We start from the raw sequence: 14,721 nt of genomic DNA, 5'->3' as shown, positions 1-14,721 counted from the left end.
ATAAAAAAACTCTCACCAGTTATAACCGGTGAGAGATGGTGTGCTAGTAGGTTAGCTTTCAATTTTATCTTTTAAATCCCATTTAATATGAAATTTAACTTGTGATTGTTTTGGTTTCGTTTCTTCGTAACATTCAGTTAGGAAACCACAGCACTTTTGTTGGTGCTGTGCTAAAAAACCTGCTTCTAAGCGAAAGCATCGTTGATCAAATTTAAGTACTTCAGGATCACCAGTTAAACTACAAAAAGCTTCACTTGCAGAAACTTTTTCGATGGTTAAATCACCCCATCCAGCTTCTTTAAAGAAAGATATTGCTTCTTCGAATTCAAATAGTGGGAATTTACGTGCTAACTCCTTACCGCACCAATATAATATATCTTCTTCGTTTTTTCCTAATATAGAAGAAAGTACGTGATCTCGAATTAATTCATAACCGAATTGAGTAATTTCATTTTTTTGTTGAGTGGACATGAAAATCCTTCTTTCATAATATTTTTGTCTAAATTATGTCCGGAAAAGAAGTATTGGATTTGAAAGAGAAAATATGTATCTTTTCGAGAATAATAGAGGTTAGGACAACTTCAAGAAATAGTCTCTGTCACCTTGACGCTATTGAGGGATGAGAGTACAATAAACTTGTCATAATATTGTACCATTATGAAACAAGCAGTCAATAGATGCTAAGTTACAAAAGCATGGCAAAAAATTGACACCTTGTTTCCAAGTACTTAGGGGGGTAACAGTCTTGTCGAAAGATCGAGAGTTTTATTGGCGTCGTCTGCATTCTCTTCTTGGAATTATTCCAGTAGGGTTGTTCGTGACGCAACACTTGTTAATCAACTTCCAAGCAACACACGGTGCAGAATCATTTAACAAAGCAAGTGAATTCATGGGTAATTTACCATTTTTATGGTTCCTTGAATGGTTCGTAATTTACATTCCTTTAATGTTCCATGCATTTTATGGTGTGTACATTGCATTTACTGCTCAACCAAATACACAACGTTTTGGTACATTCCGTAACTGGATGTTCGTTTTACAACGTTTCACAGGTGTATTCCTTGTAATTTTCCTTGCATGGCATATTTTCCAAACACGTATCCAAAAAGCACTTGGTACAGAAGTTGACTATGACATGATGGTTCAAGTTTTATCAAACCCAATCATGGTTGCATTCTATGCATTAGGTATTATTTCAGCTACTTTCCATTTGGCTAACGGTATTTGGTCATTCTTAGTAAGCTGGGGAATCACACAATCTCCAAAATCTCAAAAAGTTGCAACTTACATCACTATGATTTTCTTTGTAGTGTTATCTGTAATCGGTATTGGCGCTCTACTTGCATTTGTGTAATAAGTCTTGTATAGACTTGTAAGCGCTTGATTACAAATTGAACGAGGAGTGAGAAAAAAACATGGCTAAAAGCAAATTGATAGTCGTTGGTGGCGGTTTAGCTGGCTTAATGGCTACTATGAAAGCTGCTGAAATGGGCACAGAAGTAGAATTATTCTCATTAGTTCCGGTAAAACGCTCACACTCTGTATGTGCGCAAGGCGGAATTAACGGTGCCGTAAATACAAAAGGTGAAGGGGATTCTCCATGGATCCACTTTGATGATACAGTTTATGGTGGGGATTTCTTAGCAAACCAACCACCAGTAAAAGCAATGTGTGATGCTGCACCTGGTATCATTCATTTATTTGACCGTATGGGTGTTATGTTCAACCGTACACCAGAAGGTCTACTTGATTTCCGTCGTTTCGGTGGTACTCAACATCACCGTACAGCATTCGCTGGTGCGACTACTGGTCAACAACTTCTTTACGCTCTTGACGAACAAGTACGTCGTTGGGAAGTTGAAGGATTAGTTACAAAATACGAAGGCTGGGAATTCCTAGGCTTAGTTCTTGATGATGAAGGCGTATGTAAAGGTATTAAAGCACAAGACCTTACAACTCACGAAATCAAAGCATTCCGTTCTGACGCTGTAATCATGGCTAGTGGTGGTCCTGGTATTATCTTCGGTAAATCTACAAACTCAATGATTAACACTGGTTCTGCTGCATCAATCGTGTACCAACAAGGTGCTAAATATGCAAATGGTGAAATGATTCAAATTCACCCAACAGCAATTCCTGGCGATGACAAATTACGTTTAATGTCAGAATCTGCTCGTGGTGAAGGTGGCCGTATTTGGACATATAAAGACGGTAAACCTTGGTACTTCTTAGAAGAAAAGTATCCTGCATATGGTAACTTAGTACCTCGTGATATTGCTACACGTGAAATCTTTGATGTATGTATTAATCAAAAATTAGGTGTCAACGGCGAAAACGTTGTGTACTTGGACCTTTCTCATAAAGATCCACACGAACTTGACGTTAAACTTGGTGGTATTATTGAAATCTACCAAAAATTCGTTGGTGATGATCCTCATAAAGTACCAATGAAAATCTTCCCAGCAGTTCACTACTCAATGGGTGGTTTATGGGTTGACTTCGATCAACATACTTCAATTCCTGGTGTATTTGCTGCTGGTGAATGTGATTACTCTCAACATGGTGGTAACCGTCTTGGAGCAAACTCATTACTTTCAGCTATTTACGGTGGTTCTATAGCAGGTCCTAAAGCTATTGAATACATTCATGGATTAGACAAGCATGTTGAAGATCTTCCATCTTCTATTTACGATAATGCTATTAAAGAAGAACAAGCTAAATGGGAAGAAGTTCTACGCTTAGATGGTAACGAAAATGCATACTTACTTCACAAAGAACTTGGTGAAGTTATGACTAACAACGTTACTGTTGTTCGTTACAACGATAAACTTGAAGAAACTCTTGTGAAATTACAAGAATTAAAAGAACGTTGGAACAATATTAATATTAACGATACATCTAAATGGTCAAACCAAGGTGTTCAATTCACTCGTCAATTGAAAAACATGCTTGCTCTTGCAAATGTTATTACTAAAGGTGCTTTACTTCGTGATGAATCTCGTGGAGCTCACTACAAACCTGACTTCCCAGAACGTAACGATGAAAAATTCCTTAAAACAACAATTGCTGAATTTACGCCTTCATTTGATCCGAAAATCAGCTACGAAGAAGTTGATATTTCACTTATCAAACCTCGTAAACGTGACTATTCGAAAGGAGCTCACTAATTATGGGAAACGAAGCGCAAAAATATATTGAAGTTGAAGTACAACGTCAAGATGATGCTAACTCTAACCCTTATTGGGAAAAATTCAGAGTTCCGTATCGTCCAAACATGAACGTAATCTCTGTACTTATGGGGATTCGTGAAAACCCTGTAACTGTTGAAGGTAAACAAACTACACCAGTTTCATGGGACATGAACTGTCTAGAAGAAGTTTGTGGTGCATGTTCAATGGTTATCAATGGTCGTCCTCGTCAATCATGTTCATCATTAGTTGATCAATTGACACAACCATTGAAAATACAACCAATGAGAACTTTCCCTGTAATTCGTGACTTACAAATCGACCGTAGCCGTATGTTTGACTCATTGAAAAAAGTTAAAGCATGGGTTCCAATCGATGGTTCTTACGATTTAGGTGAAGGTCCACGTATGCCAGAACGCAAACGTGAATGGGCTTATGAGTTATCTAAATGTATGACTTGTGGTGTATGTTTAGAATCTTGTCCGAATGTAAACAGTCATTCAGACTTCATCGGACCAGCTCCACTTTCACAAGTACGTCTATTTAACGCACACCCAACAGGTTCTATGAACAAAGACGAACGCTTAAACGCAATTATGGGTGAAGGCGGTCTTGCAAACTGTGGTAACTCACAAAACTGTGTAGCTGCTTGTCCAAAAGGTATTCCTTTGACAACTTCTATTGCATCATTAAACCGTGCTACATCAGTTCAAATGTTCAAGAACTTCTTTGGTTCTGACCACATGGTTGACTAGTAATCTGTTTAATATGAAACTCCGTACTATATTGGTACGGAGTTTTTTTATTATTAGCTTCATTTAATTCTTTAATTCATTTTCTATTTTAAATAGAAAATTTCAACACTTCTACCTTTAGGGTAATGAAAAATGTTTAAATGTAAATATTTATAGTATTAATCTGTCTTCTGCATGATGTGGAATTAGCTTCGCTTTCCGCGGGCGAGCGTTGAGCCTCCTCGCTCACTTCGTTCCCTGCGGGGTCTCACCTGTCTCGCTTTCCCGCAGGAGTCTTCGCTAATTCCACATCAACAAATATAGCTATATAAGATTTTTATATGAATTTACATCTTCTTTTACTTTTTCAGTGCCTGCACTACGTTTCTGCTGGGCTTTCAGCTCAAACTTTTCCTGTAGGTTTATGAATGAGGTCCACTGAATGAACATCGCATAAAGAAAATGCGAATGCATTTTCGGACTCGCCGTCGAAAGCGTTGCGTTGAACGATTGATATCATTAAATGATTGTATATTTATTTGAATTTTGCATTATGAAATTGATTCATTCAACTTTATTTAAACAAGAGAGTATTTAAAAATATCGATGTTCTCGTTATGATCATTCAATACAGATTCAACTAATTTCCAGCATCGATTTTTGTAATATTCTGATGCATTTTCAGTTTTTAAATAAACTTCTTTAAAACCTAATACGACTAAATGTTTTAATAATGCTTCAATAAGTTGCACACCAATTTTTCTATCACGGTAGTTTGGTTCAACATAAAGGGATGCTAACCAAGGTTTATAATTTGGGAGTTTCTTGTAATCATTTTCAAATACAGATACTGTTCCAACACACTGATTGTCTAATATAGCGATGAATGTTATTGGAAACTTGAACGCGTGAGTATTTGAAAAGAAATCTACAACATCATTAAAAGGCATTTTGTTACTGGAAGATAATACAAACTCCTTATAAATCATCTTCGAAACAGTCTCAACAAATTCCTCATTTTCGTTTAAAAGTTTTATTTCCAAGCGTTTTCCTCCTAGTACCCCGTAGCTTATTGAATATATCTATTCAATAATTTTTTTTAAATTCCTTTGTTTAAAAAAGTTATGTTTTAATTTTAACTAGAGAAGAAGTTGAGATTCTACATGCCTTACATGTATTTTCAAAAAGAGACTTTGTAGCTGATAGCTTTTATTATCCAGTTTCTGTTACAATCAAAATGAATGATTATTCATTTTAAAGCAAAGGGGAAATCGGGATGCAAAAAAATTATATAAACAATTTTGAAGAGTGGAAGCAAGAATTTTCATTTTATGTACCAATTCAAGTGCGATTTTCTGAAACGGATATGTTTGGACATTTGAATAATACAGTACCTTTAATTTATTTTGAACAAGCAAGAACTGAATTTTTCAATCATTTGGGGTTAATGCAAAAATGGGTAGAAAGTGGAACAAATAACATTCCAGTAGTCGCTGACATACAATGTGATTATGTGAAGCAAGTTTTCTTTGAAGAAAAGTTAAAAGTGTATGTTAAAATTGCTACCATTGGTAACTCTTCTATTGATCTGCACTATTTAGGAGTAAATAATCGAGATGAAGTATGCTTTACGGGTAGAGGTACGGTTGTTCTAGTGAACCCTAAAACAGGTAAATCAGTGCCTTGGGATGCAGAACAATTAAAACAAGTATAAATTGAGTTATTTAGTAACATAAATCTCTAAAAGAGATAGGGCAAATGCCGTCACCGCAATCCGCCTCCTTACATACTTTACAGTGTGAGGGGATTGGAGGGGCGCACGTAAATGAGTCGTTTTCATCATTCAATTTTAACGAAAAGAGAACACGAAATATTTCTTTTATTAATGAAGGATTATACGACAAAGGAAATTGCTAAGGAGCTAGGTATAAGCGAAAAAACTGTTCGTAATCACATTTCGAATACTATTCAGAAATTGGGCGTATCTAGTCGCGCGCAAGCAATGCTCGAGTTAATCCGATTGGGCGAGTTTACTTTAGAGTAAAAAGGACACTTGCCATTTTTTTAAAAACACTTCACAATAGGAATAAGTAATCCTTTTGAGGAGTGGAGAAAGCTACATGTCAAACCAGGAGCATTTGAATAACACGCATGATATAGAACAAATAGCATTTTTAGAAAAAGAGCTTCGTCATATTGCAGCTCTAATCAAACAAAAAGGCAGAGAAATTCTTAGTAATTATACAATTACACCACCACAGTTCATCGCTCTACAATGGCTTCATGAGCTAGGGGACATGACAATTGGTGATCTTTCGAATAAAATGTATTTAGCGTTCAGTACGACAACAGATTTAGTTGATCGTATGGAAAGAAACGATTTGGTACAACGTATTCGAGATGATCAAGATCGTCGTGTCGTTCGTATCCATTTGCTTAAAGAAGGAGAACGCATTATTGAAGAAGTTATTGAACAACGCCAAAATTATTTGGCAGATATCGTAAAGGATTTCCAAAGCGAAGAAGTTCAAACTCTATCAATATTACTAAGCAAACTATACAAAGAAATGAACCAGGATAGAGGCGGTTAAAGTGAATGCTCCCATTGGAGTAATTGATTCAGGAGTCGGTGGGCTAACCGTTGTGAAGGAAATGCTTCGCTATTTACCAAATGAATCGATAACCTATTTAGGCGACACTGCTCGTTGCCCATATGGTCCCCGTTCTAAGGAACAGGTGATTCAATTTACTTGGCAAATAGTCGATCAACTTGCAAAAATGAATATTAAAATGCTCGTGATTGCTTGTAATACCATTACAGCTGTAGCTCTAGAGGGGCTGCAAAAGCATTGTAAATTTCCTGTAGTAGGTGTTATCAATGCTGGTGCTCAAGCAGCCATAAAAGCAACGAAATCACATGATATTGCAGTAATTGCTACACAAGGAACAGTCAAAAGTGGTGCATATGAAAATGCACTTTATTCTTTATATTCTTCTAGTAACGTAACAGCACTCGCATGTCCAAGATTAGTCCCACTTGTAGAAAGTGGTGAGTACGAAGGCGCGTTTGCTAAAAAACTAGTAGAAGAAACACTAGCACCTTTGAAAAACACGAAGTTTGATACAATGATTTTAGGATGTACACATTACCCAATTATTCAAGGACTAATTGAAGAAGTAGTAGGCGATAAAGTTCATGTTGTCTCTTCTGCAGAGGAAACAGCGAAGCACGTGAAGGAAATTTTACAGTTCCAGAATATCTCTAGAACAGATCAAAATCCTCCCGAATACCTTTTTTACACATCAGGATCAGTGCCTATTTTTCAATCAATCGCAAGTAATTGGTTACCTTTAAATGAAGTGCATGTCAAACGAATAAAACTATAGTGTTAAGCCCGAAATTTAATATTTCGGGCTTAGTTTTGTTTGTATAAAATGTTAAAATAGTAACTATAATTAGGAGGGGTTTTGAGTGAAACAAGTTGTAATCGCCACAAAAAACAAAGGAAAAGCGAAAGACTTCGAGGCTATTTTTGCACCACTAGGTTATGAAGTCTTAACATTATTTGATGTAGCGCCTGATATGGATATTGAAGAAACAGGTACAACATTTGAAGAAAATGCAATATTGAAGGCTGAAGCCGTTGCAAAACGATTAAATACATTTGTTATTGCTGATGATAGTGGACTTCAAATAGATGCATTAAATGGCGAACCAGGCGTGTATTCTGCAAGATATGCAGGAGATCACGATGATGAGGCAAATATTATTAAAGTATTAAAAAACTTAGAAGGTGTACCTGAAGAAAAACGTACAGCTCGCTTCTGCTGTTGCCTAGCTATAACTGGGCCGGTACATAAAACAGAAAGCGTGTTTGGTACATGCGAAGGAATAATCCTTACAGAAAAACATGGAGAAAACGGTTTCGGATATGATCCCATTTTCTATGTACCATCAATGAAACGAACAATGGCTGAAATGACTGCTGAAGAAAAAGGTGCCATTTCTCACCGTGGTAACGCACTACGCAAATTAGCAGAAGAGTTACCATCTTGGTTTAAATAGGAGGTAATCCGTTGAAAATACTTGTAATGAGTGATACACATAGTGATGCAGCAGTTATAACCCGGGTAATGGAACAAAATCCAAGCGTAGATGCTATTTTTCATTGTGGAGACAGTGAACTTCCATTTACAGCACCTGAACTTCAAGGGATATATAAAGTAAGAGGAAACTGTGATCACGATGTCAACTTCCCAACTGAAGTAGTGGAGGAGATTGACGGAAAAAGAATTTTCATGACCCATGGCCACCTATTTAACGTAAAATCCAGCTTAACTTCTCTCTCTTATAGAGCGAGAGAAGTACAAGCAGATGTTGCCCTTTTTGGACATTCCCATGTTCTTGGTGTCGAACTTGTAGACGAGATTCTATATGTAAATCCGGGCAGCCTTTTACTTCCAAGAGGGCGAAAAGAAAAAAGCTATGCAATCATTGAAAATATAGAGAATGGCTGGCATATCATTTTCTATTCAGAAGAAAAAAATAAGATTGCAGAAAAAACTTTATTATATTGATAAAATAGTGTTGACATTTTTACCAATGGTGCTATAATAAATATTGTCCTACTGATATTACATCAGTAAGACATCCTGTCTCAGTAGCTCAGCTGGATAGAGCAACGGCCTTCTAAGCCGTTGGTCGGGGGTTCGAATCCCTCCTGGGACATACTACTTTATAACGTAAAAGGTTGATAAATAAGCACTCTTGCTTATAAGTGTAATTTCAAGTATCGGTCACTTGACTGATTTGGAATAACTCTTATAGGTAGGGTGCTTTTTTCGTGACTAAAAGAAAAGGTATATTTGATGTAAATGTAAATACCTTGTCAATACTCTTTTAACAGAAAAATAAACGAAAAAAGATAATGGCTTTACTATCGAACTTGCCTTGGGGATTACTTTACGTTAAATAGAAGAAAGTGGTTCTAGTCTTATAACTCTTTATGATTATGAGTACACTATTGATAAATTTCAAACAGTTACAAAGGTAGTTTATGTATTTGATACTAGTATATATTTACTAATCAATTAACATTAATAGTATCTACGCGAAAAAAATTCATAAAATATACCCATATATATTTGAGGGATTAGGTTATACTGCTTATATATGTATTTAATGATTGGGGAGAATGAATATGGGAAACGAACAATATCAACAAATGATTTACAAACGAATACTTGATAATTTTGAGAATTGGGAGAAACAAGATTCGATTACAGAAAAAGATATATACTTTTTTTTACATAATTTAAAAGGGACAGCAGGTTCCATTGGGCTAGATGAATTATCTATGATTGCTAGTGATAAAATTGAAAAATTAAAAGAAAATAGTGATAAAAAGTGGTCAAAAGTTGAATGGAAAAGCTATCTTTCTCCTTTTATTGAGGGCATTAATTTTTATCAAAAAAACATTAATATTCAAGAAATAGAGGAAATAGTTTTAAAATCTCAAAATAACATACCTTCTGAGCAAGAATTTATATTAATAATTGATAATGATATCGAGTTTATTTCCTACATAAAGAATATATTAGAGAAAAAAGGATTTTCAGTAATTGCTGCAAACAATGGAAAACGTGGGTTAGAGTTGATATATGATTTAAAGCCTACTATTGTATTTGTGGATATTATGTTACCAGACACAAGCGGTTTTTCTATTATTAAAAATTTAAAAAACATAAAAAAAGATAGTATGATTGTAACTGTTATTAGTAGCAATGATTGTAGAGAAAATAGAGTTCGTGCGTATGATATGGGTGCATTAGATTTTATTCCAAAACCTGTAGATGAAGAATTATTAATTTCTTATATTAATAATCGTTTATCATATAAAAAAGAATTAGAGAATTCAATTATTAAAGATGAGCTAACCCAAATATATAACCGTAAATTTATGGATAGCCAAATTGAAAAATTAATTAAACAGTTTGAACGAAATAGAGAATCTTTTTCTATCGCGTTAGCAGATTTAGACTATTTTAAGAAAGTAAATGATACATATGGTCATTTAATTGGAGATGAGGTTTTAAAAGGATTTGCTAATTTAGTATCTAGTTTAAAACGTGAGCAAGATTTCTTTTGTAGATACGGTGGTGAAGAATTTGTTCTTATTATGCCTCAAACTTCAGTGGAAGAGGCATATGTATTAATGGAGAGACTACGTAAAGCTATGGAGAAGAAATTTTTTACTGCGAATGAAAATAGATTTCAAGTGACTTTCTCTGCTGGTGTTGTTGAATCCGCTACGAAAAATCTTCATCCTAAGAAGATTCTGGAAGAGGCTGATCAGGCCCTTTACAATGCTAAGCAATCCGGAAGAAATCAGATAGTTATGTTTGATAGTTTAGAAGAGATTGTGAAAAAAACTATAAAAATAAAAATTATTGTGATAGACGATGTTTATATCATTAGAAACCTAATAACGAATTACTTTAAGAGTTGGGAGATAGGTGAAAAGTTTAATATTGACGTAATGGCATTTAAAGATGCCAATAGTTTCCTAAATTCAAATTGGTATTCACCAGATTACAAATATATCATTTTACTAGACATCGTGATGCCAAAAATGGATGGTATTGAGTTACTGAAAATTATAAGACAAGATTACTCCACAAGTGATGTAATTGTTTCTATGCTAACAGGACGTAAAGAAGATGAATATGTTTTACAAGCTTTAGAAAACGGTGCTAATGATTATATTGTAAAACCTTTTGATATTAAAGAGGTGTCAAATAGGATATTAAGTCTTATTAATCGTTTGTTTATTTAGGAGGCATATTATGAAACGTATTTTAGTTGTTGACGATGAAGAAATATTAAGAATGCTTATTTGTGATACGTTAGAAGACTTAGACTGTGAAATTGATGAAGCAGAGGATGGGGAAGAGGCTTTAAAAAAAGTTAGTGAACAATCATACGATTTAATGATTTTAGATTATATGATGCCCAATTTGTCTGGAATTGAAGTGATAGAACAGTTACCCAAAGATATTCATTTACCTGTACTTATGCTTACAGCTAAAGCACAAGAATCTGACCGTCAATTAGTATTCCAAAAGGGTGTAAATTACTTTATGTCTAAACCTTTTAGTCCAGTTGAACTATTAAATTTGGTGGAGGAAATATTAAGTGTTTAATTTAATTCCTCTATTAAAGAAAGGCATTCGTAGTAAATTTTTAAAAATGCTATTAATTTTAACAGCAACTTTTTTAACTAGTATGCTCGCTTTCTTTCTATATGTTAATGAACAAAATAAAAAATTGCAAAATGAACGTGAGCTTCTATTTAAAAAAGCTGAATTGGTAGATGAATTACAAGAAAATTTTAATGGGATATTTTTCAGAGCTAGGGGGTATTATGCTTTTCAAAATACCCAGGAGCTAAATTTACTTAAAAAAGATTTAAAAAATTTTGAGGTTCTTTTGAATCAGTATTCTCAATTACCACTTTCAAAAGAAGAAAAGGGATTATACAAAGAATTAATCGATTTTAATAAAAACTATAAGGAAGTTATTTTACCTAAGGCAATTGGGTATGTAAAAGAGAATGATTATAAATCTTTAAGAAAACTTTCGAGTAATGGAACTAATGAATTGGTTAATAAATTTTTAGATTATACAAAATCATACCAGAAAAAAACGGATGGAGAATTGAATCAACTTTTTAAAGAAACAATAGTACGGGAGCAAGAGTTTACATTAATTTCTTTAATACTCAGCGGAATAATTTTATTATTTATAGGTTTAATAATGAGACGAGTGCTTAATAATATAATTCGTCCAATTGAACAATTGACAGCAGCTACTAATGCATTTGCTCATGGAAAGCCATTTGAACTTGGGAGTCTAGTTTCGAGAGAAGACGAATTTGGGGTATTAGCTAATTCTTATTATAAAATGATTCAATCTATTCAAGAAAAAGAAGAAGTATTAACTACACAAAATGAAGAGCTTTTAGCTCAACAGGATGAGCTGCAGGAACATCAATGGCAATTGCAAAACTCAGTAAGTCAGTTAGAAAAATCTAATCAACTTAATCATGTATTAACATTTACATTAGATAAACAAAATTTAATTGAAAAACTACATAATTATTTAAATGACATTTATAAATTGGATATGAGTGTTTTATATTGGTTAGAAGGTAATGTATATGCTACGAAAGGTTTATCCAAGGAATCCGCTATAATACTTGTTGAAAATATTGATATTGATAAACGTGTACGATTAGAAGAAGAAAAATCATTCATTATTAAACGTGAAGTGCTACCAAATGCACATGGCATTGCTCAAGAACCTTATTATTGCTATGATCTATATTCCTCCGTCTTAAATTCCGAGGGACACTTAGTAGCTGTGATGATTGCTACACGAGAAGGATATTCATATTCCAATCAAGAAATTAACAGTTTAAATGGGTTATTAAACCGTGTTTCTATAGCTTTCGAGCGCATCTTGATGTATGAAGAAGTAGAAAGGTCAAGACAATTAAATCAAAATATTATTGATAATGTAAATGAAGGAATTCAATTAGTTTCTGCAACAGGTGATGTAGTCTTAATTAATGTTGCGTATTGTAAAATAGTTCAATGTGAAAATAAACTTGAAGGGGAAAATATATCAAAAAAATTTTGGTTAAATCATTTCCGAAACATTTGCACAAATCCTGAAGAATTAATAGAATTTTTTGATACAGCCGTTACAGAAAGTTTTAAAGATACTCGAAAACTTCGTTATTCTATTTCAAAAGAAGTCGAAGTTTTTGTGGAAGTATATGCTACAAGCATATATGAAGGCTCTGAAAAAGTAGGAACAATATTTGTTCATAGGGATATAACAAAAGAATATGAAATTGACCAAATGAAATCAGAATTAGTTAGTACTGTGAGCCATGAGCTGCGTACTCCATTGTCTAGTGTACTTGGATTTACTGAATTACTTTTAACGAAAAACTTAAAACCTGAGAGACAACGAAAATACATTGAAACAATTAATAATGAAGCGATACGTTTAAAAAATCTTATTAATGATTTTCTAGATTTACAGCGTATGGAATCAGGCAAACAACAATATAATATGCAATCGCTATTGCTTAATGAAATTGTTTTTGAGCTATTGAATCGCTATCGTCAAGAGAAAAATCATAATGTACATTTAATTGATAAGGCAATTGATATCCAGGTTAAAGCTGATCAAGAAAGGTTAATTCAAGTATTTATTAACTTAATTGACAATGCCATAAAATTCTCTCCGAATGGAGGAAATGTAACAATTACGCTTAAAAATACTAGTAACTTACTTCAAGTGAGTATCAAAGATGATGGAATAGGTATTCCTAAACAGAGTATTCCTCAGTTATTTCAAAAGTTTAAGAGGATTGATAATAGTTCTAGAAGAAAAATAGGTGGTACTGGATTAGGGCTTTCAATTTGTCAAGAAATTATTACAAAACATGGTGGGGAAATTTGGTTAGAATCTGAAGAAGGTAAAGGAACAACTGTATATTTTACATTGCCAGTTGAGGGTAAGAGATTGATGGTTGAAAATATTGGACAACCTGAGGATTTTCATGAGGGGAAGCAAGGCTTAAATGTAATGATCGTAGAAGATGATTGGAGTTTAGCTTGGCTTTTATCAGAAGAGCTAAAAAGTAAAGGATTTACAGTTATTCATCATTATGATCCCGAACGAGCTTTTGAAAAAGCGCTTAAAATGCCTTTAGTTGGAATAGTAATTGACCTTGTGCTTACCGATGACGTAGATGGATGGTATTTGGTTCACCAACTAAAAGAAACAAAACAAACAAGTGGTATCCCTATTGTTATATCTTCTGCATTAGATGAGCCAAAAGAAAAAGTGGATAAGTATGAAATTGTTAAATACTTTACTAAACCATATCCCCCAGAGTTACTTTCGAAAGTATTTGTTGAACTTTTGAAAAATGATTCTGAGAAATGGGCGGAAACAAAAAAATCGGAGGATATAAAAAATTTAAATTGAGTATAGTACTATGATTATTTCCTACTAATTATAAATACCTTGTCTATACTCTTTTAACAGAAAAATAAACGAAAAAAGATAATGGTTTTACTATCGAACTTGCCTTGCAGATTATTTTACGTTAAATGAAAGTTAGTGGTACTAATCTTAGAATCCTTATGATTATGAGTACACTATTGGAAATTTTCAATTACCACCAACCTATAAAGTTAATAAACCTAACTCCCACAACGATTTCAAGAGTCGATTGCAAATTATATATATGGAAGTGGTCTAAAGCTAGACCGTAGCACATACCATTTTAACCTTTGAGAGGAAGGATAAAAAGTTGGATCTTCAGATAAATTTCTTTTTGCTTTGTATTATTAAAAATAGAAGGAAATTTCTCCCTTTATGTCGAATGATAACGATAAAAGGAAGGTAACTAATTAGAATGAAACTTAAAGAATTTTTAGATGAAATTATTAACTCTGATAAGTTTGATTGGACATATGATGATGATCTAGGTAGATACAACTATATAAATGATATTAGAATTAGTATTGTTAGTGATAGAGAACCTGATGAATCATATGAGAATGAATGGTTGAACTGTTATCCTGATAAAAAGGGTTATTTTAATAGATATAATTTATGTTTTAAAGGGGCTAGAATCGAATCTTTTTATGGTGTTGCAGCAGTTGATGGATATAGAATGATTATTCTAAGCCCTATACAGTAGTTATCGATGAGT

15 protein-coding genes and 1 tRNA gene are annotated in these 14,721 nt (G+C 33.6%); 14 read left to right on the top strand and 2 right to left on the bottom strand.

All coding sequences use genetic code 11. The features are described 5' to 3' along the window. Window positions 1-51: 51 nt before the first annotated feature. Window positions 52-471: a DUF2507 domain-containing protein gene (locus tag Q8X41_RS07025; RefSeq protein ID WP_397539539.1), complete on the bottom strand. Its 420-nt coding sequence runs from the start codon at window positions 469-471 to the stop codon at window positions 52-54. Between the two features lie 274 nt (window positions 472-745). Here Q8X41_RS07025 and Q8X41_RS07020 point away from each other — a divergent pair, with 274 nt between their 5' ends. The 3 genes from Q8X41_RS07020 (at window position 746) to sdhB (ending at window position 3,943) form a co-directional block, all read left to right on the top strand. Beyond that, a complete protein-coding gene (locus tag Q8X41_RS07020) occupies window positions 746-1,354 on the top strand; it encodes a succinate dehydrogenase cytochrome b558 subunit (protein ID WP_397539538.1) in 609 nt (202 codons plus the stop codon). 61 nt (window positions 1,355-1,415) lie between these two features. Continuing rightward, window positions 1,416-3,167 (top strand): succinate dehydrogenase flavoprotein subunit, encoded by a 1,752-nt coding sequence (sdhA, locus tag Q8X41_RS07015; protein ID WP_397539537.1) that lies wholly within the window; start codon window positions 1,416-1,418, stop codon window positions 3,165-3,167. Between the two features lie 2 nt (window positions 3,168-3,169). Further along, the gene (sdhB, locus tag Q8X41_RS07010) at window positions 3,170-3,943 is read left to right on the top strand and encodes a succinate dehydrogenase iron-sulfur subunit (RefSeq protein ID WP_397539536.1); all 774 of its coding nucleotides are present in this window, start codon (window positions 3,170-3,172) and stop codon (window positions 3,941-3,943) included. A 557-nt stretch (window positions 3,944-4,500) separates the two neighbouring features. On the opposite strand, the gene Q8X41_RS07005 is transcribed toward sdhB, so the two are convergent. Then, window positions 4,501-4,965: a GNAT family N-acetyltransferase gene (locus tag Q8X41_RS07005; RefSeq protein WP_397539535.1), complete on the bottom strand. Its 465-nt coding sequence runs from the start codon at window positions 4,963-4,965 to the stop codon at window positions 4,501-4,503. Between the two features lie 233 nt (window positions 4,966-5,198). Between Q8X41_RS07005 and Q8X41_RS07000 the strand changes: the two genes are divergently transcribed. The 11 genes from Q8X41_RS07000 to Q8X41_RS06950 all read left to right on the top strand — a co-directional run bounded on the left by Q8X41_RS07000 (window position 5,199) and on the right by Q8X41_RS06950 (window position 14,709). Then, window positions 5,199-5,636: an acyl-CoA thioesterase gene (locus Q8X41_RS07000; RefSeq protein ID WP_397539534.1), complete on the top strand. Its 438-nt coding sequence runs from the start codon at window positions 5,199-5,201 to the stop codon at window positions 5,634-5,636. A gap of 111 nt (window positions 5,637-5,747) precedes the next feature. Next, window positions 5,748-5,966 carry a helix-turn-helix transcriptional regulator gene (locus Q8X41_RS06995; protein ID WP_119415556.1) on the top strand — a complete coding sequence of 73 codons (219 nt, stop codon included), beginning with the start codon at window positions 5,748-5,750 and terminating at the stop codon, window positions 5,964-5,966. A gap of 76 nt (window positions 5,967-6,042) precedes the next feature. Further along, window positions 6,043-6,513 carry a MarR family winged helix-turn-helix transcriptional regulator gene (locus tag Q8X41_RS06990; RefSeq protein WP_397539533.1) on the top strand — a complete coding sequence of 157 codons (471 nt, stop codon included), beginning with the start codon at window positions 6,043-6,045 and terminating at the stop codon, window positions 6,511-6,513. A 1-nt stretch (window position 6,514) separates the two neighbouring features. Next, window positions 6,515-7,309 carry a glutamate racemase gene (racE, locus tag Q8X41_RS06985; protein WP_397539532.1) on the top strand — a complete coding sequence of 265 codons (795 nt, stop codon included), beginning with the start codon at window positions 6,515-6,517 and terminating at the stop codon, window positions 7,307-7,309. 85 nt (window positions 7,310-7,394) lie between these two features. After that, entirely contained in the window at window positions 7,395-7,988 is a 594-nt protein-coding gene (locus tag Q8X41_RS06980; RefSeq protein WP_397539531.1) for an XTP/dITP diphosphatase, read from the top strand. Between the two features lie 11 nt (window positions 7,989-7,999). Continuing rightward, the gene (locus tag Q8X41_RS06975) at window positions 8,000-8,500 is read left to right on the top strand and encodes a metallophosphoesterase (protein ID WP_397539530.1); all 501 of its coding nucleotides are present in this window, start codon (window positions 8,000-8,002) and stop codon (window positions 8,498-8,500) included. Between the two features lie 77 nt (window positions 8,501-8,577). After that, window positions 8,578-8,651 (top strand) — tRNA-Arg (locus tag Q8X41_RS06970). A 472-nt stretch (window positions 8,652-9,123) separates the two neighbouring features. Next, entirely contained in the window at window positions 9,124-10,758 is a 1,635-nt protein-coding gene (locus Q8X41_RS06965; RefSeq protein ID WP_397539529.1) for a diguanylate cyclase, read from the top strand. Window positions 10,759-10,768: 10 nt separating this feature from the next. Continuing rightward, complete coding sequence (locus Q8X41_RS06960) at window positions 10,769-11,125, top strand: response regulator transcription factor (protein WP_397539528.1); 357 nt, start codon at window positions 10,769-10,771, stop codon at window positions 11,123-11,125. Beyond that, on the top strand, window positions 11,118-13,988 hold the full coding sequence (locus Q8X41_RS06955; RefSeq protein ID WP_397539527.1) for an ATP-binding protein: 2,871 nt from the start codon (window positions 11,118-11,120) through the stop codon (window positions 13,986-13,988). The genes Q8X41_RS06960 and Q8X41_RS06955 overlap by 8 nt, the downstream gene beginning before the upstream one ends. 433 nt (window positions 13,989-14,421) lie before the next feature. Next, a complete protein-coding gene (locus Q8X41_RS06950; protein ID WP_397539526.1) occupies window positions 14,422-14,709 on the top strand; it encodes a hypothetical protein in 288 nt (95 codons plus the stop codon). Window positions 14,710-14,721 lie beyond the last annotated feature (12 nt).

The organism is Rummeliibacillus pycnus (assembly GCF_044359855.1).
GTDB classification, from domain to species: domain Bacteria; phylum Bacillota; class Bacilli; order Bacillales_A; family Planococcaceae; genus Rummeliibacillus; species Rummeliibacillus pycnus_A.
The sequence above is the reverse complement of the archived record's forward strand: the minus strand, read 5'-3'. Positions and strand labels throughout refer to the sequence as shown.

Coding starts and splice junctions, on each gene's coding strand:
- Q8X41_RS07025 (WP_397539539.1), bottom strand. CDS start 471: ATGTCCACTCAACAAAAAAATGAAATTACTCAATTCGGTTATGAATTA.
- sdhA (WP_397539537.1), top strand. CDS start 1,416: ATGGCTAAAAGCAAATTGATAGTCGTTGGTGGCGGTTTAGCTGGCTTA.
- sdhB (WP_397539536.1), top strand. CDS start 3,170: ATGGGAAACGAAGCGCAAAAATATATTGAAGTTGAAGTACAACGTCAA.
- Q8X41_RS07000 (WP_397539534.1), top strand. CDS start 5,199: ATGCAAAAAAATTATATAAACAATTTTGAAGAGTGGAAGCAAGAATTT.
- Q8X41_RS06995 (WP_119415556.1), top strand. CDS start 5,748: ATGAGTCGTTTTCATCATTCAATTTTAACGAAAAGAGAACACGAAATA.
- Q8X41_RS06990 (WP_397539533.1), top strand. CDS start 6,043: ATGTCAAACCAGGAGCATTTGAATAACACGCATGATATAGAACAAATA.
- Q8X41_RS06965 (WP_397539529.1), top strand. CDS start 9,124: ATGGGAAACGAACAATATCAACAAATGATTTACAAACGAATACTTGAT.
- Q8X41_RS06960 (WP_397539528.1), top strand. CDS start 10,769: ATGAAACGTATTTTAGTTGTTGACGATGAAGAAATATTAAGAATGCTT.
- Q8X41_RS06950 (WP_397539526.1), top strand. CDS start 14,422: ATGAAACTTAAAGAATTTTTAGATGAAATTATTAACTCTGATAAGTTT.